Origin of the sequence: Saccharomonospora glauca K62 (assembly GCF_000243395.2) — a bacterium.
In the GTDB taxonomy this organism is placed as follows: domain Bacteria; phylum Actinomycetota; class Actinomycetes; order Mycobacteriales; family Pseudonocardiaceae; genus Saccharomonospora; species Saccharomonospora glauca.
Genome location: NZ_CM001484.1, coordinates 1,971,884 through 1,994,138, shown reverse-complemented (window position 1 = coordinate 1,994,138; position 22,255 = coordinate 1,971,884). Strand labels below are relative to the sequence as shown.

Below are 22,255 nucleotides of genomic sequence, written 5' to 3'. Positions count from 1 at the left end.
GGACACCCGCGCCCTCACAGTGAGCGACCGCTCACGGTGCGGCACCGACTCGGTCACGTGGCGCGCACGAGCGCGGCGTAGAGGGTCAGACCGGGGCCGAACGCCATCACGCCTCCGCGACGTCCCGCTCCGGGCCTGCCCCCGCGGCGAAGCGCCCGCAGGACGAGGAGCACCGTCGCGGAGGAGCAGTTGCCGTGTTCGGCCAGCACCCGCCGCGACTCCGCGAGGGCGGCGTCGGGAAGCCCCAGTCCCTCGCCCACCACCTCCAGGATGCGCGGTCCTCCCGGATGCACGGCCCAGGCGTCGACGTCCGCCGCGGTGAGGCCGTGCCGAGCCAGCAACCCGGTGATCATCGGAGCCACGTGGCGGGACAGCACGTCCGGCACCCTGGGCGAAAGTCCCATGCGGAACCCGAGGTCGGTGACGTGCCAGCTCATGTGGTCGGCGCCCGCCGGGTCGGTCAACGCCGCGAGGTCCACGATCGCGAGCCCTCCCCGTTCCCCCACGGGGTCGGGACGCACGACCACCGCGGCCGCCGCGTCGCTGAACAGCGAGTGCGCCACCGCCTGGTCCAGGCTCCCGGTGGCCGGTTGCAGGTGCAACGACGTGAGTTCCAGACACAGCAGCACCGCCGCTTTCCGCCGGGCCACCACGAAGTCCGCGACCGCACCGATTCCGGGGATCGCTGCGTAACAGCCCATGTGCCCGATCAACAGCCGTTGCACGTCGGGTGACATCCCGAGGTCCGCGGTGACCCGGATGTCCAGCCCCGGCGTGGTGTACCCGGTGCAGGAGGCGACCACCACCATGCCGACCTCCTCGGGCCGAAGTCCGGCGTCGGCGAGGGCGGCGGCGACCGCACGTCGCCCCAGGGAAGGCGCCTCACGGGCATACCGTCGCATCCGGGCGCCGGTCGACCACGACGACACGTCCTCCACCAAGGGATTCACCACGGCATGGCGTCGGCGGACCCGAGCGGACCGGAACACCCGGCCCGCCGCCGGGGCCTCGGCGAAGTGCCGGGCGAAGAACCCCTCCCACAGGGCGTCCTGGGCGACGTCCTCGGGCGTCGCGATCCCGAACCCGGTGATGTGGGCGGTCGTGGTCACCATCGGGGAATTGCCGTATCCCGCTCGGGATCACCACCCAGTGCGGCGACTCCGAGCCAATCGGCGCACACGTCGGAGGTCGGCGGTTGAAGCGCCCCGCACCGGGCGTCCCGGAAGATGCGTTCGAGAGCGTGACCACGGCGGGTGGCCGACGTGCCCGCCGCTTCCAGCATGCCGGTGGCGACCCGTGCCGCCGTGTCCCCGGCCAGCAGTTTCGCCCGCCAGGCCGCACGACGGGTCTCCTCCGCTCCGGGGTCGGCGTCCACCCGTCGTGCGGCCTCGGTGACTGCGAGGCGGGCCGCCGCCACCTCCGCGTCCGCCCGGCCGATCCGGGCCCGTGCGGCGGGCAGGTCGGTCAGGCCCCGGTCGGTCAGGTGCGCCGCGGCGGCATCGATCGCGGACTGCGCCACCCCGACGTAGACCGCCGCGTAGGAGGCCACCAGCCAGTGCGGCATGACCTGCGCCACCAGCAGGGTGAGTCCTTCGACGCCACCGAGGAGCGCGTCGGCGGGGACGTGGACGTCCAGGTGAAGGTCGTGGCTGCCGGTGGCCCGCATACCCAGCGAGTTCCACGTCGGCTCGACGGTCACCCCGGCACCGGCCGGGACGAGGAAGTACGACACGACCGGCCGCCCGTCCGCGTCCGGTTCCGCGGCCCGCGCCGCCACCAGGTAGGCGTCGGCGTGTCCGGCTCCGGAGACGAACGCCTTGGAGCCGGTGATGTGGAATCCCTCGGCGGTCCGCTCGTACCGGGTCGTCACGCGCGACAGCCGGGACCCCGCACCGCGTTCGCTCATGGCCACGGCGTAGAAGGCACCCTCGGCGGCGTCGGCGAGAATCCGGTCGCGGGCGGCGAAGTAGCTCGGGGGCGCGCCCATCGCCCGAACCACGTCGTCCGGGGTGTGCGCCAACGCGCCCGTCACCGACGCATGCATGTTGAAGATCAGCGCGGTCGCACCCGAGCCTCTGGCCAGCGTGCTCGCGACGGTGGTGTAGTCGACGAAGTGTGCCCCGCTCCCACCGAGCCGGGTGGGCACCATCAACCCCAGCAATCCGGCGGCACGCAGATCGTCGAAGTCGGCCTGGGGAAACGCGGCCCGTTCGTCGTACTCCGCGGCACGACGCGCCAGCACCGGAGCCAGTTCCCGCGCCGCCGCGACCGGGTCCGTGCGTGTCGTGCTCGTCATCCCCATCGCTCCCCGCCCCGGAGGCGCACCGCCGGAGATCGCCGCCCTCGTCCGTCCGGTAAGACAAGCACTCTCGTAGTGTCCCCGATCCCGAGCCCATCGGCCGGGCACGGGAACCGTCACGGTGAACCCTCACGCCACGATCGTGTGACCAGCCGCGAGAAGAAGCACGAGGTCGAGCAACGCCACCACCAGCACCGCGCGAAACGGCGCCCGCGACCCGTCCCGACGTCCCCGCAGGAAACCCGTCACCAACACCGCCGCCGCCACCGCCGGGAGGCCGACCGCCACGAGCGGCTCCGCCGTAGTCGTCACCGCGAGGAGGACCGACGCGGTGAGCAACAACGCCGCCGCCGCGATCCGGCTCCCCACCGCGCCGATCCGGTGCGGCAGACCACGCACCCCCGTCGCCGCGTCGGCGGCGAGATCGGGCAGCACGTTGGTGAAATGCGCTCCCGCGCCGAGCAACGCGCCGACGGCCGGAAGCCACCAGGGCGGCGGGGGCGATCCCGGCAGTCCGAGCACCACGAATGTGGGAAGAAGCCCGAACGACAGCGCGTAGGGCAGCACCGACAGCGGCGTCGACTTCACACCGAGGTTGTAGCTCCAGGCCGATGCCACGGCCAGCAGGTGGACCATCCCCGCCGCGAGACCCGAGGCGAGCGACGCGGGCACGCACACGACGGCGGCGACGACCGTTGCCGGGGCCAGGGCGCGCCGCGAGACCGCGTGGGTGACCACGGGCTTGTCCCGCCGACCGGCCAACCGATCACGCTCCGCGTCGAGAAAATCGTTGAGCCACCCCACCGAGAGCTGCCCGGCGAGCACCGCCACCGCCACCGCGAGCACTCCCGCGCCGTCGCGCCCGACGCTCGCCGCGAGCACCGCGGCGACGACCGTGACGACCACGGCCGGTTCCGGATGGCTGGCACGCACCAGCGCCACGGCGCGCACTGCGAAATCCCGCACGAAACGCAGTCTGACACGGCGAACGCTTCCCGCCCAACGGAATGACAGTCTCTTTCGGACTCCAAGATCCGCGCCACCACAGATTCCCCCGTTCGTGTGGGCACTCCGGTGACATTCGCACGAAACCGTTGTGCCACAACGTGATTTCCTCGAAATCACACCGGCCCCCGCGCCGGATTTGTCGGATTCTTCGCGCGTGCGAACGCCCTCCGGGGAACCGGTTTCGCCCGAGGTCACGTCGGATCGACACCGGTCACGAATTTTCCATGATCAAAAAATTGTGCGTGTTCGTTCACCGGAGGGAGGCACCGATCATGACATTCGTGGAACGTTACGGGGCGTTCATCGTGGAGCGTTACCGAGAATTCAACCAACGCCGCCCCGTGGCGGGAAAAGCGACCCTGATCAGCACTATCGCCACGGTACTGGCTCTGCTCGTCGCGGTGGCTCAGTTGATGGTCGACGTCATCGGTGAGACGGGCGGCCACGCTCTGCTCCCCACGACCCTTCCGTCCGTCGTCACCGAGGCTCCCTCGACCCCCGAGGCTGCCCCCGAGAACACCCCTGAAGACACCCCTCAAGACGCTCCCGAGGATGCCCCTGCGGACACCCCCGAGGGCACTCCCGTCGATCATGAGGAGGAGCGCCCCGCCCCGGCGCCGTCGCTGCCGGCCCCGCTCTGTCGCGAGTGGATCGACGCGAAGCACGCCCCGGTCCTCATCCGGCCCTGCGTTACGGCCCTTCCGAACGGGCTGGCGATATCGACCCAGGTGCGCAGCAGCACACCCGACAAACCCGTCCGGGTCAGCGTCTGGGTGTGGTCGATGCACCACGACGAGGCGCTGCTGGAGGCGCAGCAGTACGACCGCACCAGGGAAGTGGCCACCCTGCGACACTGCCGCCTGAACCTCACCAACGACGAGATCACCACGTGCGGCCCGTTCGTCGTGACCCCCTCGACGGGCCCCGGCAAGTACGCCGCCGCCACCAGCGCCGGCACCGAGCCGGACGACTACCCGCCGGGCTGGTCGTCGTCCAGCTTCACCGGAACCCAGAGCCCGGCGGTCGTCATCAGCGACGCCCCGTGACGCAACGCGTTCCGATGCCCCCGACCGGGACTCGCACCCACCCGACGCCGGACCACGCTCGCCCGGCGTCGGTTTCATGTCGCCACCTCCCTCCTCCCCGTCCTCCCGAGAACCTCCCCACCGCTCGCCCAGCCACCGACAGCTTGAGTTGTCTTGACAAAAAAATTTGTCGGTGAAACAGTGGCGCCATGCTGGATGTCGTGGTGATCGAGGACCCGGCCACCGCCGAGGTGTGCCTCGACGCGACCCGCTCGCGCCTACTCGCCGAACTGGCCGAACCGAAATCGGCGACCATGCTCGCGCACACGGTCGGGCTTGCCAGACAGAAGGTGAACTACCACCTGCGGATCCTGGAAAAGCACGGCCTGATCGAGCTCGTGGAGAACCGCCGGAAGGGCAACGTCACCGAGCGACTCCTCCGAGCCACCGCGGCGTCCTATGTGATCTCGCCGACCGCGTTGGCGGCGGTGCAGCCCGACCCCGAGCAAGCCCCCGACCAGCTGTCGGCCCGCTGGCTGCTCGCCCTCGCCACCCGACTGGTGCGCGAGGTGGGCGCCCTGATCACGGGCGCCGCACGAGCCCGCAAACGAGTGGCGACGTTCGGCATCGACGCCCGCGTGCGCTTCGCCACCGCGGCGGACCGTGCCGCCTTCGCCTCCGAACTGTCCAAGGCGGTGACCGACCTGGTCGGCAAGTACCACAGCAAGGAATCCGAGAACGGGCGCGACCACCGCGTGATCGTGGCCATCCACCCGTACGCGGAAAACCGTGAGACGAGACGACGAGGAGCTGAGTGACATGCCGCACCCCTTCGAAATCCGTGAGGACATCACGGTGGAGGCCACCCCGGACCAAGTGTGGGAAGCCATCGCCACCGGGCCGGGGATCAGCTCCTGGTTCCTGGGCCGCACCGAGGTCGAGCCCGCCGAAGGCGGCCGCGTGCGAATCGAGATGCCCGACTGGTCCAGCGAGGCCACGGTGACCGCGTGGAAACCGGGACGCCACTTCGCCTACCGGGAGGACGAGAACCCGGACGGAACCTTCATGGCACTCGAATATCACGTCGAGGGCAACGGAAGCAGCACCGTGGTGCGGTTCGTCCACAGTGGTTTCCTCGGCGACGACTGGGAGGACGAGTACGACGCCCTGACCCAAGGCGACCGCATGTACCTGGAGAAGCTGGGCGTCTACCTCAAACACTTCGCGGGCCGGACCGCGACGTTCACCCTGTTCGAAACCCGCGAGAACATCCCGCGGGAACGGGCGTGGAACGCCCTCCGGACCGTGACGGGGCTGGGGGAAACCGTGTCCGTCGGGGACAAGGCCCGCATCACGGTGGACGGTCTCGCCCCCGCCGAAGGCGTGATCGACTTCGCCCGCCTCCCCCACTGGGTGGGCGTGACCACCGACGACGGCTTCTACGCGTTCATGCACGCCCAGGACAGCGTGGTCATCGAGTACTCCGGATTCGGCGACGTCGACGGCCCCGCGATCGAACGCGCCTGGCAGTCCTGGCTCACCACGACCTTCGCCTGACAACGCGCGCTTCGCCGACCGACACAACCGATCACGAAAGAGGCTCGATGAGCACTGTCACGTCCCACGACGGCACCACGATCGCCTTCGAGAAGGTGGGCCAGGGACCCCCGGTGGTTCTGGTGGACGGCGCGTTCGTCCACCGCGCCATCGACCCCTGGGCCTCGGAATTCGCGAACCAACTCGCGGACAGCCACACCGTCTACACCTACGAGCGTCGGGGTCGCGGCAACAGCGGCGACACCCTCCCCTACACCGTGGAGCGGGAGATCGAGGATCTCGCGGCGGTGATCGAGGAAGCGGGTGGGTCCGCGGCCGTCCTGGGCATGTCCTCCGGCGCCGTGCTGGCGCTGGACGCCGCGGCACACGGTGTTCCGATCACCCGCCTCGCCGTCTACGAACCGCCGTTCGTCGTCGACGACAGCCGCCCGCCGCGCCCGGACAGCTATCTCGCCGACGTCAAGGCGATGCTCGCGGAGGGACGCCATGGCGACGCCGTCGCCCACGCCATGACCAAGGCGGTCGGTATCCCCGAACAGTTCGTGGAAGGGATGCGCGCCGAGCCGTTCTTCGCCGGCATGGAAGCGGTCGCCCACACCGTCGCCTACGACGGCGAGATCATGGAAGGACTCATGTCCGGCAAGCCCTTGCCCGAGGATCGCTGGAGTTCGGTGACCGCCCCCACCCTGGTACTCCACGGCGGCGCCAGCGAGCCGTGGCTCCACAACGGAGCCCGCGCGCTGGGCACGGTACTGCCGAACGCCGAGGTGCGACAGCTGGCGGACCAGACCCACGAGATCGAGGCGAGCATGCTCGCCCCGGTGGTGAAGGAACACTTCGCATCCTGACGCCGCCGGAAGCGTCCTCAAAAGAGGGACCGGTCCCGACGACGCTCCCCCACCGAGGCTTGTGGGGCCCGCGAGCGACGGGCCCCACAAGGCTCACGAGTTCCGGAAGAACCGGTCCAGCACACGCGTGCCGAACTTGAGCGCCTCCACGGGCACGCGCTCGTCGACGCCGTGGAACAGCGCCGAGAAGTCGAGGTCCTCCGGCAGCTTCAGGGGCGCGAATCCGAAGTTACGGATGCCGAGCTTCTGGAACGCCTTCGCGTCGGTGCCGCCCGACAGCATGTACGGCAGGGTGCGCGCGCCGGGGTCCTCGGCCACCACGGCCGCGCTCATCGCGTCGACCAGCGCGCCGTCGAAAGTCGTCTCCACCGGCGGCAGCTCCAGCCACTCCTTCTCGATATCCGGGCCGAGGATCTCGTCGAGCTCGCGGTTGAACGCCTCGACGCGGCCGGGCAGGATGCGGCAGTCCACGGTCGCCTCGGCCATGGACGGGATGACGTTGGCCTTGTAGCCCGCCTTGAGCATGGTGGGGTTGGCCGTGTCCCGCAGCGTCGCACCGATCATGCGGGAGATGTTGCCGAGCTTGGCCACCGCGCCCTCGATGTCGTCCTCCGGGAACTCCCACCCGGTGATCTCGGTGACACCCGCGAGGAACTCGCGCACCGAATCGGTCAGCACCAGCGGGAACCGGTGGTTGCCGAGCCGCGCCACGGCCTCCGACAACTTCGTGACGGCGTTGTCGTGGTGCAGCATCGAGCCGTGGCCCGCCGTGCCCCGAACCCGCAGGGTCATCCAGCGGATGCCCTTCTCCGCGGTCTCAATGAGGTAGGCGCGCACGTTGTCACGCAGTGTGATGGAAAAACCACCGACCTCGCTGATGGCCTCGGTGGCGCCCTCGAACAGCTCCGGCCGGTTCTCGACGAGCCACTGCGCGCCGTACAGGCCGCCGGCCTCCTCGTCGGCGAGGAACGCGAAGATGATGTCGCGCGGGGGCACGATGTTGTGACGCTTGTAGTGCCGCGCCAACGCCAGGGACATGCCGACCATGTCCTTCATGTCCACGGCTCCGCGGCCCCACACGTACCCGTCCCGGACAGCCCCGGAGAACGGGTGCACCGACCACTCGGAGGGATCGGCGGGGACGACGTCCAGGTGGCCGTGCACGAGCAGCGCGCCCCGGCTCGGGTCGGCGCCCGCCAGGCGAGCGATCACGTTGTGCCGGTTCTTCCCGCCGGACTCCACGTAGGTGATCTCGTAGCCGACCTCGGTGAGCTTCTCGGCCACGTACTCGGCGGCTTTCCTCTCACCGACCACCGTCTCCGGATCACCCGTGTTGGTGGTGTCGATGCGGATCAGCTCACTCGTCAGCGTCACCGCCTCGTCGGCGGCTTCGTCGATCAGATTGGGTTCGGTCACCGCACCTTCCTATCATTCGCGCAGGTGAACTCGCCGTGGGCGCGAAAGGGCACCCCCCGTGCACGAGCTGTTCGGGCATGGGCTAAAGTATTCCCCAGCAAGTCCGAGTGGCGGAATGGCAGACGCGCTAGCTTGAGGTGCTAGTGCCCGTAAAGGGCGTGGGGGTTCAAGTCCCCCCTCGGACACTCCGAGTGTCAGGTGATGCACCGGCCGTCGCAGACGGCCGGTTTTTTTGTTGCTCACCACCTCAGGCGCCTCGGGCATCGTCCTTCGAGTCTCCGTCGCTGACCGAAACAGCCGATTGACCATCCCGCCCGCGCCGTGGAAGAAAGATAGCCAGGTGTACCGATTCACCGGCGTGCCGGTTTCCGGCCGGAGGTCATATCGATACGCAAGCGCGCCACGGACCACCTCCACGTGCGTGGAGAGCACGTCTGAACGGGAGCTGTTCGCGGCGGTCCTGACCGGACCACCTCCACGTGCGTGGAGAGCACGGGTGATGCGGGGCTTCGCGGTCATATCGGGCCGGACCACCTCCACGTGCGTGGAGAGCACCTGTGTTGGGCTCCGTGACAACCCCAACAATACGGACCACCTCCACGTGCGTGGAGAGCACTCACGGCCGCGATGTTCACGCGATCACCCGACCGGACCACCTCCACGTGCGTGGAGAGCACATCATCGAGGCAAGCCGGGAAAGCGAGCTGTTCGGACCACCTCCACGTGCGTGGAGAGCACGCGGGGCGGCCGACCCGCCGTGGTGGTGTCTTCGGACCACCTCCACGTGCGTGGAGAGCACTTCGACGGCTTTCGCCTTGGCGGCGGCCTTCACGGACCACCTCCACGTGCGTGGAGAGCACGACCTCGACGCCGTGGAGGCGGTGGCGCACCACGGACCACCTCCACGTGCGTGGAGAGCACGTCGAGGTCTTCTATCCCGTCCTCGCGCAGGGACGGACCACCTCCACGTGCGTGGAGAGCACTCTCGTAGGCCCGTGACGCCCCACTCTGGCCGCGGACCACCTCCACGTGCGTGGAGAGCACGCGGTAGAAGTCGTCCAGTGTGCCCTCGGCGGGCGGACCACCTCCACGTGCGTGGAGAGCACTGTTCCTTGCCGACGTGGATGCCGTAATGCGCCGGACCACCTCCACGTGCGTGGAGAGCACCTGTGGCAACGGCAACGAAGAAGGTGTCCACGCGGACCACCTCCACGTGCGTGGAGAGCACGTGCCGTCGACGCGGACGCCGCTGCGTCCGATCGGACCACCTCCACGTGCGTGGAGAGCACCCGCGTGTCTGGTCCAGTCCAGGACGAGATGCCGGACCACCTCCACGTGCGTGGAGAGCACACGTCGTGACGCTGGCGCAGACCGTCGAGGATCGGACCACCTCCACGTGCGTGGAGAGCACCAACACCAAGTGGCGACGAGCAACCGAAAAGCCGGACCACCTCCACGTGCGTGGAGAGCACCCACCCTGCTCTGCGGCGGCCTCCTGCTGCTGCGGACCACCTCCACGTGCGTGGAGAGCACACGGTGGCGTCGTCTCACAACGCGGGCGACAGCGGACCACCTCCACGTGCGTGGAGAGCACGAGCTCAGCGAACCCCATGCACACGGCGTCGACGGACCACCTCCACGTGCGTGGAGAGCACGATTCGAATCAATCGGCAGATTACGCATTGTGCGGACCACCTCCACGTGCGTGGAGAGCACGGTACTCGCGGTGGTGGCCCTGGCTGCCAAGGCGGACCACCTCCACGTGCGTGGAGAGCACGAGATACCCGTAACCGAGGTCGCCGCGCCCGACGGACCACCTCCACGTGCGTGGAGAGCACACGTAGGGCAGCCCGGTGACATCGTCGAGCATCGGACCACCTCCACGTGCGTGGAGAGCACGAGCAGACCGACACGATGTCGCTCGGCCACTACGGACCACCTCCACGTGCGTGGAGAGCACGCGCCGGCGCGGCGAGCTGACGCTCGGGTTCGCGGACCACCTCCACGTGCGTGGAGAGCACTCTACGGGGAAACCGCCAGTGATGGAAGGATTCGGACCACCTCCACGTGCGTGGAGAGCACGATCACAAGGGAGTGTGGCAAGCGTGAACAACCGGACCACCTCCACGTGCGTGGAGAGCACGTCACCGGCGACGACAGGCGCACGTCGACGCCCGGACCACCTCCACGTGCGTGGAGAGCACGCCCGGACGCACCGTCGCATGCTCCCCGGCCACGGACCACCTCCACGTGCGTGGAGAGCACCTCTCTGTACACAGCCAGGTTCAAAAGGCCCCCGGACCACCTCCACGTGCGTGGAGAGCACAAATCGTCAAAGTCCGCAGCGGGATAACTGGCCGGACCACCTCCACGTGCGTGGAGAGCACTTCATGGCCTTGGCCAAGTCGTTTCGGTAGTGCGGACCACCTCCACGTGCGTGGAGAGCACCCGACGTCCGCCAAGGCTCGGGTGAGTGCTTCCGGACCACCTCCACGTGCGTGGAGAGCACCCACGCCCATCATGTCCGACCTTGACATGGCCCGGACCACCTCCACGTGCGTGGAGAGCACCCGACGAGGGTGTGGGGTTCCGACGGCGTCTACGGACTACCTCCACGTGCGTGGAGAGCACCTGGCCGAGAGGTGGGCGGCGGCGTTGTAGACCGGACCACCTCCACGTGCGTGGAGAGCACCCCGTGTCACCAAACCCGCTGCGTCTGGTCCCCGGACCACCTCCACGTGCGTGGAGAGCACTCGATGGCCTCGGGGTCAATGAGGTTGAGGAGCGGACCACCTCCACGTGCGTGGAGAGCACGTAGCGAGGGTGCCGACGGCCGCGACGGCGGCCGGACCACCTCCACGTGCGTGGAGAGCACCCGTCGACCGAGACTGGGGAGTCCTCGGCGCGCGGACCACCTCCACGTGCGTGGAGAGCACACGGTCGATGTCGTCCACGAAGAACGCCCAGGCGGACCACCTCCACGTGCGTGGAGAGCACTCCGCCGGAGCCGTGCCGAGGACATCGATGCTCGGACCACCTCCACGTGCGTGGAGAGCACCTCTGGAGGTGTTACATGGGACAGCAACACACCGGACCACCTCCACGTGCGTGGAGAGCACGCCCTCTGAAGTGGACCGCCGGGGAGGTGCGTCGGACCACCTCCACGTGCGTGGAGAGCACCTCGGTTGTTGCTAGTGGTCAGGCCTGGGACTCGGACCACCTCCACGTGCGTGGAGAGCACGGGATATCACCCAGATGGACTAGAGCACCTATCGGACCACCTCCACGTGCGTGGAGAGCACCGCCCAGGCTCTCTCCTGGTCGATCAGAATGTCGGACCACCTCCACGTGCGTGGAGAGCACGCTATAAGGGCCACCACGACACTCCCCTCTCTCGGACCACCTCCACGTGCGTGGAGAGCACGACCCGGTGTTCCTCGGTCGCGCGGAGGATGGCGGACCACCTCCACGTGCGTGGAGAGCACCCACGATGGCCTCGGGTGACATACCCACCAGGTCGGACCACCTCCACGTGCGTGGAGAGCACCTAAGTCTGCTCATGTCTCGCGATTCCTCTCACGGACCACCTCCACGTGCGTGGAGAGCACGACCGACAACGGGATCAGCCACGAGCGCCAGTCGGACCACCTCCACGTGCGTGGAGAGCACTAACTCAGGTCTACTTAGTTAACCGCCCTCTTCGGACCACCTCCACGTGCGTGGAGAGCACGATCTGGCCCGCGCAATGGCCCCAGTTCCGCAGCGGACCACCTCCACGTGCGTGGAGAGCACCGGCCCCGGAGTGCGGCGAACACTCGCGGGGCCTGGACCACCTCCACGTGCGTGGAGAGCACCCTACGTGGCGGTCGTGCCGGCGGACACGTGGCGGACCACCTCCACGTGCGTGGAGAGCACGTTCGAGGCAGTGGCCGCCTTCGGGCACCCCCCGGACCACCTCCACGTGCGTGGAGAGCACCGGGGCCTCCAGATTCGCTCTGGAGGCCCCGTCGGACCACCTCCACGTGCGTGGAGAGCACCGAGCGACGCGCCGGACTCGCTCGCACCAGGTCGGACCACCTCCACGTGCGTGGAGAGCACGTCGAGGGTGTCCGCACGGCCGTGGCGGTCGTCGGACCACCTCCACGTGCGTGGAGAGCACGAGCGCACCTGGATCGGGACCTCGCTGCACGACGGACCACCTCCACGTGCGTGGAGAGCACCCTTGCGGTGCACCTGGTCCCCGGTGATGGAATCGGACCACCTCCACGTGCGTGGAGAGCACAGGCTGTCGCCGGACCGCGCGTAGCTGGCCAACGGACCACCTCCACGTGCGTGGAGAGCACTTCCGTCTGCTGACCGAGGGAGCGAAAGCCGGCGGACCACCTCCACGTGCGTGGAGAGCACCTCTGACGGCCTGAGACCCCCTCCCCGGTATCCGGACCACCTCCACGTGCGTGGAGAGCACGACGCCGGGAACCCAAACGCACCCTCGCCGACCGGACCACCTCCACGTGCGTGGAGAGCACCCCTCGGCCCTCGGAAACGGGATCGAGAGTCGCGGACCACCTCCACGTGCGTGGAGAGCACACCTGAACTCACGGGCCTCACTACGGGGGATTCGGACCACCTCCACGTGCGTGGAGAGCACGGTCCGCCCCGCTGTACGGGGTCGTGTTCTGTTGGACCACCTCCACGTGCGTGGAGAGCACGGCATCCCTAAGCCAGTCACCGTGACGTTGACCGGACCACCTCCACGTGCGTGGAGAGCACCTCCTGGAAGCGTGGCGGGACGCGAAGACGCAGCGGACCACCTCCACGTGCGTGGAGAGCACGACGTCAACCCGATGGTGCACTACCTCGACACCGGACCACCTCCACGTGCGTGGAGAGCACCTGGCGATCCTCTTCTCGACTGATCCGCCGCCCGGACCACCTCCACGTGCGTGGAGAGCACACAAGCTCGAACGGCCGACCCGACCGCCGGCCCGGACCACCTCCACGTGCGTGGAGAGCACGCGTACGCCGACAACGGGCCGGTGACACCGAGCGGACCACCTCCACGTGCGTGGAGAGCACAGGCCCTCACCCGCGAACGAAGGCCGGTCGGTCGGACCACCTCCACGTGCGTGGAGAGCACCACGAGATCACCCACCCCAGAGCGTGCATCGCCGGACCACCTCCACGTGCGTGGAGAGCACTGCCCCTACCTGAAGTCGACCTAGCCGGGAGGCGGACCACCTCCACGTGCGTGGAGAGCACGATAACCGCGCGCCCTGTGCAGTCCGTGCAGCCGGACCACCTCCACGTGCGTGGAGAGCACAACGCCAGCATGGCCGCCGGAGGCGCCGTGTCCGGACCACCTCCACGTGCGTGGAGAGCACCGAGCTCTTGCGGTCACAATTCCTCGCGCCCTCTGGACCACCTCCACGTGCGTGGAGAGCACGCTTCCGGCGGTAATCACGAGCTTGTTGCCGCGCGGACCACCTCCACGTGCGTGGAGAGCACGCTGGTCCGGTCTGGTCCGGCGTCTGGTTCCGCGGACCACCTCCACGTGCGTGGAGAGCACTGTGCACGTCACGTTCGCTGGTGCTGGTGCCGCGGACCACCTCCACGTGCGTGGAGAGCACCATGGCGAGTATCTGCGAGATCACCAACTCGTCGGACCACCTCCACGTGCGTGGAGAGCACTCTCAGGAGTTCCGCCAGTCGTTCGAGGCTCGCGGACCACCTCCACGTGCGTGGAGAGCACGCCACCCCCGCGACCTGGGTGAAGAACACCCGCGGACCACCTCCACGTGCGTGGAGAGCACGACCACGACTGGGCCACCTGGCCCGTGCCCTTCGGACCACCTCCACGTGCGTGGAGAGCACCCTTCGTGACCTGCGACTTTAGTTCATCGTTTGCACGTTTTGGTCGCGTGTCGTCGAAGGGGTGTGGCGCATCTGCTCATTTTTGTCGGTGTGGATCGCTACCGTGTCGACGCGAACGCAGCAGTACTGTGTTCGCGCAGGTCTGAGTGTAGAGCTTGATCTGGGGGATGTGTTGCTGGTCGATCTTCGTTTCTGGGGGAAGGAACGGGGGCTGGAGGGGGCTCGGTACCCGCTGGTATGCCATGGCCTCGATGCGGCTGCTGCGGTGCGCTGGCTGTGGAAGCGATACCTGTCCGCGCGTGTTCGGGCGGGGTTGGCCGAAGCCGTGGGCTTGACCGAGGAGCAGACGTGTCGCGTTCTGGAGTTCTGGGCCGCTGCGCATGACGTCGGCAAACTGACCCCGGGATTCCAGGAGCAGGTCGGTGTCCCGGAAGGATATCTGCCGGATTCGGAGGGACGGCGGTGCAGGCATGAGGAGGCTTCTCACATATGGCTTCCGAGTGCTTTGACGGCCGTCGAGCACACGACGAATAGCCGGAACGCGCGGCTCATCGCGCAAATGTTGGGGGGCCATCATGGGGTCTTCCGTCGTCGCGATTCCGCTGACTTCCGCCCCGACATGTTCGTCCACCTCGGCTTGGGTGACTCCTCGTGGAACCTGCAACGACATGCACATCTACAAGCGTGGCGGGCGTTGTTGGCACCGCCCACCTTGCCACAGCGGTTGAGCCGCCACGCCGCCGCTGTCGCAACGGGCGTTGTGATCCTTGCGGACTGGCTTGTGAGCCAGATCGATTACGTGCGTTCCCGCCTTCCCTTCCTGCCGGAACAAGGTGATCTCCCCGCGTTGAGCAAGTTCTTGCACGAATCACGGGAAGCAACGGAGTCCGTGGTCAGGCAGGCAGGGCTGTCCCGGCTGCGTCTTCGCGGGGGAACTTTTGAGGAAGAGTTCGGCTTCGATGAGCCGAACGAGCTGCAAAGCAGTATCGCCGCGGAGCTTCCCGGGCTACTGGGGAACCCGGGCCTGTTGATGATCGCGGCCCCCACGGGGTTCGGTAAAACCGAGGCTGCCTTGCACGCTGCGCGTCTGCTGAGCGACACCGCCGGTACCTCGGGCATGTTCTTCGCACTGCCCACCATGGCGACGTCGGACCAAATGTTCGACCGGATCGCCCGCTACGTGGTCCGCCGAGCAGAAACCGGTGTCGCGCAGTCACTGTTGCACGGCATGGCGTGGCTCAAACCACTACGGGAGACCCTTGAGCAAATCCACGCAGAGGAGGAGCTCAGCAGTGATGACGAGACCCAAGTTCACGGGCTGGAGTGGTTGCAGGGTCTGAAACGCGCGATGCTGGCACCTGTCGGTGTGGGCACGATCGACCAAGCCTTACTCGCCGTTCTTCCGGTTCGTCACAACGCGCTCCGGTTGTTCTCGCTGCTCGGCAAAACCGTGGTGATCGACGAAGTCCACGCCTTTTCGCCCTACATGCGTCGGTTGTTGTGCACCTTGCTGAGCTGGTTGGGTGAGTGGAACGTGCCGGTGGTGCTGTTGTCCGCCACGCTGCCACGCAACATCGCCGCGGAGCTCGCGGCGGCGTATCGGGGGCAGAACACCGGTACCCCGTCCGACGTGCCCGTTCCTTACCCGGGTTGGACCTACATCGAACGGGAGAGCGAGATCAAGACCCGACCGGTGGACTTCCCCCGATCCCACCGCCGCACACTCTCCGTTCAGCTTCGTCCTGTGGCCGTGGCACGAGAATCCGGGCCAAACCGGCTCCCGGTGCTGCGTGAAGTGCTCGCCCCGATCGTCGCGGACGAAGGTGGTGGATGTGCGTTGGTGCTGTGCACCACGGTTGCCGAGGCCCAGCAAACCTACCGGGCTCTCCGTGACTGGCTGGGCGAGACGGACGTGGACCTGCGTCTGCTCCACGCCCGCTATCCGATGCACCAACGCGAAACGTTGACCACGGAGTTGATGCGTGCTTTCAGTAAACCGCAACACGGAGACGGTGGTGCTTCCCAAGCCGGGAACCGTCCCGCGAAGGCGGTGGTCGTCGCGACCCAGGTCGTGGAACAGAGCCTGGATCTGGATTTCGACCTGGTCGTCAGTGATCTGGCGCCGATTGAACTGTTGCTCCAACGGGCGGGACGCCTGCAACGGCACTCGGGCTGGGATCCACACCGTCCGGCGTGGGCGGATGTGTCCCGCGGCGGGCAGCGTCGTTTCATCGTGTTGACGGCACCTGACGGTGACCTGCATCGGCTGCCCAGGTCGTGGAAGTTCATCTACCCACCGATCAGCTTGATTCGCGCGCACCGGCTCTTGGCCGAACGTACCGCGCTGGGAGTCCGCATTCCCGACGATGTTCAAGAGCTGGTGGATCGAGGCAATCCCGGCCAGTTTCCCGACCTCGATGATCCCTCGGTCAGTGGGTTCACCGAGGAGGAAATTCGCCGCTCGGCGGAGTCCTTGGTCGAGACCGGGACCGCGGACTCCGCGAGCATCCCGGTTCCGAAAGCGCTGACGAACCTCGCCGACCTGTCGAAAGGACCGTTGGAGGAAGAACAGGTCACCACGCGCTTCAACGCCGACTCGCATCGAGCGCTGCCGGTGTTCCGGACCCATGACGGAGCCCTTCGCCTGGGTGGCGCGCACGGAGAACCTCTTCCCGTCCCGCGGGAGGGCAAGCTGAGCAAGGACGAACTCAAGAGCATCATGAAGCACACCGTCCCGGTGCCCGGTTCCGTGGTGCGAGGAAAAGACGAACGACATCAGCTTCCCGAGCCGTGGCGGGAGATCACTGTGCTACGCGATCTCGTCGTGTTGCCACACCACATCGACGAGGACGGGACCGTCCACCCCGCCTCCGTAGGGGGTCGAAAACTCCTGCTGGACGACGTTCTCGGCTTACTCGCCGTGGAATGAACCGGCCGTTTCAAATTGAATACGGAGGGTAGTCAAATTCCCTTAGGGCTCGCCACTTATACTCATTCCCCATGAGCGAACCCAAGTGCTCTGGATGCGGCGACCACCGAGGCCCACAAGACAGGAGGTTCCACATCTATCTTCCCGAGAGGATGGCATTGATCATGTTTGTGAGCCTGCTGGCGTTCTTGGTAGGCACGAGTGTTTGACGTAGTAGCCGGGCTTGCGCTGGGCCACCGCACTGAAGGTAGCCCAGCGCTTCCTCCACATAGGTGGAGAAGCAGCGGCCAAGTAACCGCTCTCAGGGCTCGCCACGGACCACCTCCACGATAAGTGGAGATTCGAGCCGATCAGACAGCGAAATTCCGCATCAAGCAGCATACAAGACGAGAGAGGGCTGATACATGCCCCCTGGTTTCGATCTCGCCGAGCGCGGGTTCTGCCCGGTGAGATGGCGTGCAGGGCAGCGGCCGGAGACATTCAGTCCGGAAACACCGCTGGGTTTGGTCGATCTGCTGCTGCATGCTCATCGGATCGAGGATGTGGAGATATCACCACCCCCGGCACTGTCGGGCTTCCTTCGCATCCTGGTGGTACTGACCGGACGGATCACGGGCTTGGACCGCATGGAGTCCTTCGAGGACTGGGAGGAGGCACGCGAGGACCTTCTGCACACGGGACGGTTCGACGAAACGGCGATCCGCCGGTACTTCGACGAGTTCTCAGGGCGTTTCGAACTCTTCCACACCGCGACGGCGCACCCCTTTCTGCAGGATGCACGTCTGCTCGAGCAGTGCCGGAATCCCCAAGGTGACCAGGTCAGTTCCGGTGTGAACAAACTTGTCCTCAACCGTGCCGCGGGACAAGCTTTCGTGTGGCACAGCCACACGGTCGACGCCGATCCCTCTCCGGTCCCGGCCGCGGAGGCGGTGTGGTCACTGCTGACATGGCTGTATTACGGTCCGCCCGGCCGCTGCACCGCACGTCAGGTGGGAAAGACAAGGGCGGGAGACACCAAGTCGGGCCCGCTACGGGGCACGGTCTCCTACCATCCCGTGGGCAAAAGCCTCTTCCACACGCTGGTGCTGGGACTTCCTTATGTTCCCTGGCATGAGCACGATGCCGCCCCATGGGAAGAGGAACCCCACGACCCGTTGAGCGTTCCCCCACCGGCACAAGGGTTGGCGCGAAAGTTGACCGGTCGCTTTCGGCACGCGGTGCTTCTCACTCCTTCCGAATCCGGTGACGCGGTAGTCGATGCCCGAATCACGTGGGCCTGGCGCGAAGAACATGCGCCGACCGAAGACCCGTATGTGATGCACCGTGTTCCCACGAACGGCGGTGCTCCGATTTCGGAATCAGCTTCGGCCACTCGGGCGGTGTGGCGGGACTTGGACGCCTTGCTGGGAAGGACAGAACAACGCCGGCGACCGGAGGTGCTCGCGCACCTGGACGAACTAGCAGTCGAGGAGGGCGCGTTCACAGCGATCCGAGCGCTCGGCTTCGACCAGGACCGCTCCCAGGCCAAGGAGCGTCAGTACTTCTCGGGGATCACACCACCGGTGTTGGAGGCGTGGCAAGCACGGGATCCGCGCCGGTGGGCGCAGCTTCGAGAAGCCCGAGAGGCCGCGGAGCAGACCGCATGGCAGCTGCAGGAAGCGCTCTCCGGGCTGTGGCAGCAGCTCAGTAAGACGACCAACGGCAAGGCGCGTGATCGTGGTGTTCCGTGGCTGCACAAGGCGATGACGACGTACTGGCAATCAGCGGAACGCTGCTTCTGGGAAGCAGTGCATGCCGAGGAGGCCTCTGCCCCGGTGCGGAACCGAATGATCGAGGTCGCTTTGCGGACATACGACGACACCACCGCCGACCTCATGCGCCAACCGAAGCAGGTGAAGGCGGTGGAAGAACATCGCCGCGGTCTGTGGCGGGGATGGCGTTCGGAAGCTAAGGCGAACGGAGAAGACGATGGCTGACGATGGGGAAAACGCCTCGCGGTCGGAGAAAGACGAGATTCGACGGCATGCGAAGCGGTGGGTGCGGCACGTGCGTCGCGATGTGTTGACGACCCCGGCGCGGCGGGCGGCCGTGCGGGCGGCTTTGGGCGGAGAGCCCGGGGAAGCGCGTACCTTCGTGGCGCTCGGTGAAGTCTCCGCCTTTCTTCCCGAGTCCTCGAACCCTGCTGTCGAACGAGCGTTTTTGACCGTGGCGGCGATGATGTGCGCCCAACCACTGCGTCCGAGGGAACAGGACATCGCTGCCGGGCAAGCCAACTCCACACCCACGGAGACAAAGGATCCCGCACGGGCCGAACAGACGGATCTCGTGTCAGGGGATTCCGACAGTGCATCGACCATGTCGAGTCCCCGGTCCTTGGGCGCCAGCTGCGCTGAAGCAGTCCTGAAGAGATTGTCTCGGTCGGGCACCATGGAAGCCCGTCTGCACGCTTTGTGCCGCGCCAACAACGTCGGCGTGCATCGCCAATTGCCTCGACTCGTCGCCTTGCTGCGCAGTGGGCTGGTCGAAGTCGACTGGGCGCAGTTGATCGAGGACCTAGCACGGTGGGATCGGTACTCGCAACGTCATATCTCAGCCACCTGGCTTCGCGACTACTACCGCCAGCTCAACGACGAACCCAACGACACGACCGGTAAGGAGAAGAATGAGCACGCCGAAGTACATTGACATCCACGTCATCCAGACCCTCCCCTTTTCCAATGTGAACCGCGACGACACGGGCTCACCCAAGACGGTGGAGTTCGGTGGCGTGGAACGAACGAGGGTGTCGAGCCAGAGCTGGAAGCGCGTGGTCCGCCAGCACGTGGAGGAGGCCGTGGGTGGCGAGACCGTTCGCACTCGTCGTGTCGTGGTCGGTGTCGCGGAACGTCTGATCAAGCAAGGCTGGGAGAAGCCCGAGGCCGAAGCGGCCGGGGTTCAGATCGCTCTGTCCGCGGGGAAGAAGATCAGCCTGAAGCAGGAGAAGGACGAAAGTGACGAGGTCGTCCTGACCACCAACGTTCTGTTGTTGTTGCCGGAAAGCGGAATCGATGAGCTGGCAGCTCTGGCCGACGAACACCGTGAGATGATCCTCGCGGAGGCCAAGAAAGCGAAAAAGCTCACCGGCATGAAGCCGAAGCTGCCGTCGGAGAGGATCAACGAGATTCTCAGTCGCCGAAGTGCGACCATCAACCTGTTCGGGCGGATGGTGGCCGAACTACCCGGTGCCAACGTCGACGGTGCGGTGCAGGTGGCGCATGCCTTCACCACTCACGGCACCGCGGTGGAGTACGATTTCTTCACCGCCGTGGACGACATCGAGCAAAAACTCGACCTCCCGGGGAGCGGTTATATGGACACCGCTTTGTTCAGCGCCGGAACCTTCTACCGCTATGCCAACGTCAATCTGACGGACTTGCTCCGTAACCTCGACCGGGACACGGACCTGGCTCGTGTGCTGGTGAAGACGTTCTTGGACGGTTTCATCACCACGGTGCCCTCCGGCAAGCAGAACGCGACGGCCGCTGTCACGCTGCCGGACCTCGTCTACGTCACGGTACGTGATGATCGACCGGTGTCGCTGGCGAACGCGTTCGAAGCTCCCGTGGGCGGCGGTGACGGATTCGTGAGGAAGTCGGCACACCGACTGGACTCCCATGCCGGGGCGATCGCTGAGTTGCTCGGCGAGTCACACGTGTTGTTCTCCGCTCATACCACCACACCGGGCGCGATGCCGAAGAACACGGAAGGGTGGAGCCATCTCGGTGTCAATGCGCGTTCGTTCGAGAAGTTGATCGACGACGCGGTGGACGTGGCACTTCCCGGCGGGCGGTCATGAGCGGTCTGCTGTTGCGGCTGGCCGGTCCCCTGCAGTCGTGGGGTGAACGCAGCACGTTCGACGTGCGTGACACAGCCGGGTTTCCCACTCGCTCCGGTTTGTTGGGGCTTCTGGCGTGTGTCATGGGGCGTCGGCGAGGCGACTCGCTGGAGGATCTGGCGGCCTTGACATTCACCATCCGGGTGGACCGCCCCGGCACCCGCATCATCGACTACCAGACCGCTGGTGGCGCGTTGCCGCCGAGCATGAAAGTACCGACCGCGGACGGCAAGGGAAGACCGGCTGGGAAGGGCACCGTGCAGACTTGGCGGGAGTATCTCGCCGATGCGGTTTTCGTGGTGGCGGTGCAGGGTCCGTCGGAGGTGTTGGATCAGGTCCGGCATGCCTTGCGGTATCCGCACTGGCAGCCGTATCTGGGGCGGCGATCCTGCCCTCCCGATCAGCCCTTGTTACTCGATGTCCCGGTGGAGGACCCGGTGGCGGAGTTGTGCACGCGGGTGCCACTGGCCCGCCGGGTGGGAAAAGACGAGGAGACAGTCCCGGTCGACTTCATCTTCCCTGTCGAACGCCGAGACGGTGTCCGCAGCGAAATCCACGATGTGCCCGCCGCGTTCACGTCGGTGGACCGCGCCTATTCACCACGTCCCGTGTGGCGGAGCACACTGACGCTACCGGCAGAGCTGGGAGTTTCGACGTTGCGGGAGTACCCGGAGCAGTTGCGGAAATACCTGAACGGGGAAGGAGTGGCGTGTCACTCTGGCTAGTACGGATTCTGGTGAACCCCCGATGCCATCGGGTGTGGTCACGCGGAACCCTCGACGGAGGTGCTCTCCACCGGGACATCATGCGGCTGGCACCCGATGCTCTCGGAGACCAGGCGCGTAAAGCGGCCAATGTCCTTTTCCGTGCCGAGCACACCCAGCGGGGATTGAAGATCCTCGCCCAACTCTCCTGCGCACCGCGGGTGGACAATCTTGCTCCGGACTTCGCGCACGGCACCCCGGAATGCCGAAACATCGAGTCCCTGGTGAGCTCGATGCGCTCCGGAACACAAGTTCGGTACCGCATCGATGCCAACCCCACCAAACGGCTCGGTAACAGCGCGGGGGACAAGAAGGGCCGACTCGCTGCTTTGCATGGGGCGGATGCGGAGGAATGGTGGCATCGGCGTGCGGCCGAATCAGGTCTTGAGCTGCTTTCCACCACTGCTTCGGCTATGCCGGACATCCTGGGCTCCCGCAACCGGGATCGTCGGGGACGTTGTCGCGCCACCAGTCACGGGGTGACGAGATTCGAGGGGGTCGCGGTGGTAGCCGCCCCGGAGAAGGTTCGCTCCGCGGTAGTCGAAGGTGTCGGCCGTGCCCGAACCTACGGCTGCGGACTGCTCAGCATCGCGCCGGTGCCGACGTCCGGTGGGTGAACGCCTGTGACACGTGGCGACGATCACCCGAGACGCTTACTCACCAC

General features: G+C 66.8%; 14 protein-coding genes, 1 tRNA gene and 1 CRISPR repeat array. Of the genes, 11 read left to right on the top strand and 4 right to left on the bottom strand.

The window, feature by feature from the left end:
• Nucleotides 1-53: 53 nt before the first annotated feature.
• The 3 genes from SACGLDRAFT_RS09580 to SACGLDRAFT_RS09570 form a co-directional block, all read right to left on the bottom strand.
• On the bottom strand, nt 54-1,112 hold the full coding sequence (locus SACGLDRAFT_RS09580) for a type III polyketide synthase (RefSeq protein WP_005464036.1): 1,059 nt from the start codon (nt 1,110-1,112) through the stop codon (nt 54-56).
• The gene (locus SACGLDRAFT_RS09575; protein WP_005464034.1) at nt 1,106-2,296 is read right to left on the bottom strand and encodes an acyl-CoA dehydrogenase family protein; all 1,191 of its coding nucleotides are present in this window, start codon (nt 2,294-2,296) and stop codon (nt 1,106-1,108) included. Before SACGLDRAFT_RS09575 ends, SACGLDRAFT_RS09580 begins: the two co-directional genes overlap by 7 nt.
• Nucleotides 2,297-2,428: 132 nt before the next feature.
• Nucleotides 2,429-3,265, bottom strand: a complete 837-nt coding sequence (locus SACGLDRAFT_RS09570; RefSeq protein ID WP_040918855.1) for a UbiA family prenyltransferase — start codon at nt 3,263-3,265, stop codon at nt 2,429-2,431.
• A gap of 314 nt (nt 3,266-3,579) precedes the next feature.
• Between SACGLDRAFT_RS09570 and SACGLDRAFT_RS09565 the strand changes: the two genes are divergently transcribed.
• From SACGLDRAFT_RS09565 to SACGLDRAFT_RS09550, 4 genes are all read left to right on the top strand, one after another.
• Nucleotides 3,580-4,353 carry a hypothetical protein gene (locus SACGLDRAFT_RS09565; RefSeq protein WP_005464027.1) on the top strand — a complete coding sequence of 258 codons (774 nt, stop codon included), beginning with the start codon at nt 3,580-3,582 and terminating at the stop codon, nt 4,351-4,353.
• Between the two features lie 188 nt (nt 4,354-4,541).
• Nucleotides 4,542-5,150, top strand: a complete 609-nt coding sequence (locus SACGLDRAFT_RS09560; RefSeq protein WP_005464020.1) for an ArsR/SmtB family transcription factor — start codon at nt 4,542-4,544, stop codon at nt 5,148-5,150.
• A 1-nt stretch (nt 5,151) separates the two neighbouring features.
• Nucleotides 5,152-5,889, top strand: a complete 738-nt coding sequence (locus tag SACGLDRAFT_RS09555) for an SRPBCC family protein (protein WP_005464019.1) — start codon at nt 5,152-5,154, stop codon at nt 5,887-5,889.
• A 47-nt stretch (nt 5,890-5,936) separates the two neighbouring features.
• On the top strand, nt 5,937-6,737 hold the full coding sequence (locus SACGLDRAFT_RS09550; RefSeq protein WP_005464018.1) for an alpha/beta fold hydrolase: 801 nt from the start codon (nt 5,937-5,939) through the stop codon (nt 6,735-6,737).
• Nucleotides 6,738-6,830: 93 nt separating this feature from the next.
• Here SACGLDRAFT_RS09550 and SACGLDRAFT_RS09545 read toward each other — a convergent pair whose 3' ends face one another.
• Nucleotides 6,831-8,153: a M20/M25/M40 family metallo-hydrolase gene (locus SACGLDRAFT_RS09545; RefSeq protein ID WP_005464017.1), complete on the bottom strand. Its 1,323-nt coding sequence runs from the start codon at nt 8,151-8,153 to the stop codon at nt 6,831-6,833.
• Between the two features lie 101 nt (nt 8,154-8,254).
• Here SACGLDRAFT_RS09545 and SACGLDRAFT_RS09540 point away from each other — a divergent pair.
• From SACGLDRAFT_RS09540 to cas6e, 7 genes are all read left to right on the top strand, one after another.
• Nucleotides 8,255-8,338 (top strand) — tRNA-Leu (locus SACGLDRAFT_RS09540).
• A gap of 218 nt (nt 8,339-8,556) precedes the next feature.
• A CRISPR array of direct repeats spans nt 8,557-14,024; the repeat unit is 29 nt; unit sequence CGGACCACCTCCACGTGCGTGGAGAGCAC.
• A gap of 169 nt (nt 14,025-14,193) precedes the next feature.
• A complete protein-coding gene (locus SACGLDRAFT_RS09535; protein ID WP_005464016.1) occupies nt 14,194-16,953 on the top strand; it encodes a CRISPR-associated helicase/endonuclease Cas3 in 2,760 nt (919 codons plus the stop codon).
• A gap of 404 nt (nt 16,954-17,357) precedes the next feature.
• A complete protein-coding gene (casA, locus tag SACGLDRAFT_RS09530; RefSeq protein WP_005464015.1) occupies nt 17,358-18,929 on the top strand; it encodes a type I-E CRISPR-associated protein Cse1/CasA in 1,572 nt (523 codons plus the stop codon).
• Complete coding sequence (gene casB / locus SACGLDRAFT_RS09525) at nt 18,922-19,638, top strand: type I-E CRISPR-associated protein Cse2/CasB (RefSeq protein WP_005464014.1); 717 nt, start codon at nt 18,922-18,924, stop codon at nt 19,636-19,638. Before casA ends, casB begins: the two co-directional genes overlap by 8 nt.
• On the top strand, nt 19,616-20,788 hold the full coding sequence (cas7e, locus tag SACGLDRAFT_RS09520) for a type I-E CRISPR-associated protein Cas7/Cse4/CasC (protein ID WP_005464007.1): 1,173 nt from the start codon (nt 19,616-19,618) through the stop codon (nt 20,786-20,788). The genes casB and cas7e overlap by 23 nt, the downstream gene beginning before the upstream one ends.
• Nucleotides 20,785-21,552 (top strand): type I-E CRISPR-associated protein Cas5/CasD, encoded by a 768-nt coding sequence (gene cas5e, locus SACGLDRAFT_RS09515; RefSeq protein WP_005464006.1) that lies wholly within the window; start codon nt 20,785-20,787, stop codon nt 21,550-21,552. The genes cas7e and cas5e overlap by 4 nt, the downstream gene beginning before the upstream one ends.
• Nucleotides 21,537-22,208 carry a type I-E CRISPR-associated protein Cas6/Cse3/CasE gene (gene cas6e / locus SACGLDRAFT_RS21855; RefSeq protein WP_005464005.1) on the top strand — a complete coding sequence of 224 codons (672 nt, stop codon included), beginning with the start codon at nt 21,537-21,539 and terminating at the stop codon, nt 22,206-22,208. The genes cas5e and cas6e overlap by 16 nt, the downstream gene beginning before the upstream one ends.
• The last annotated feature ends 47 nt before the right edge of the window (nt 22,209-22,255 follow it).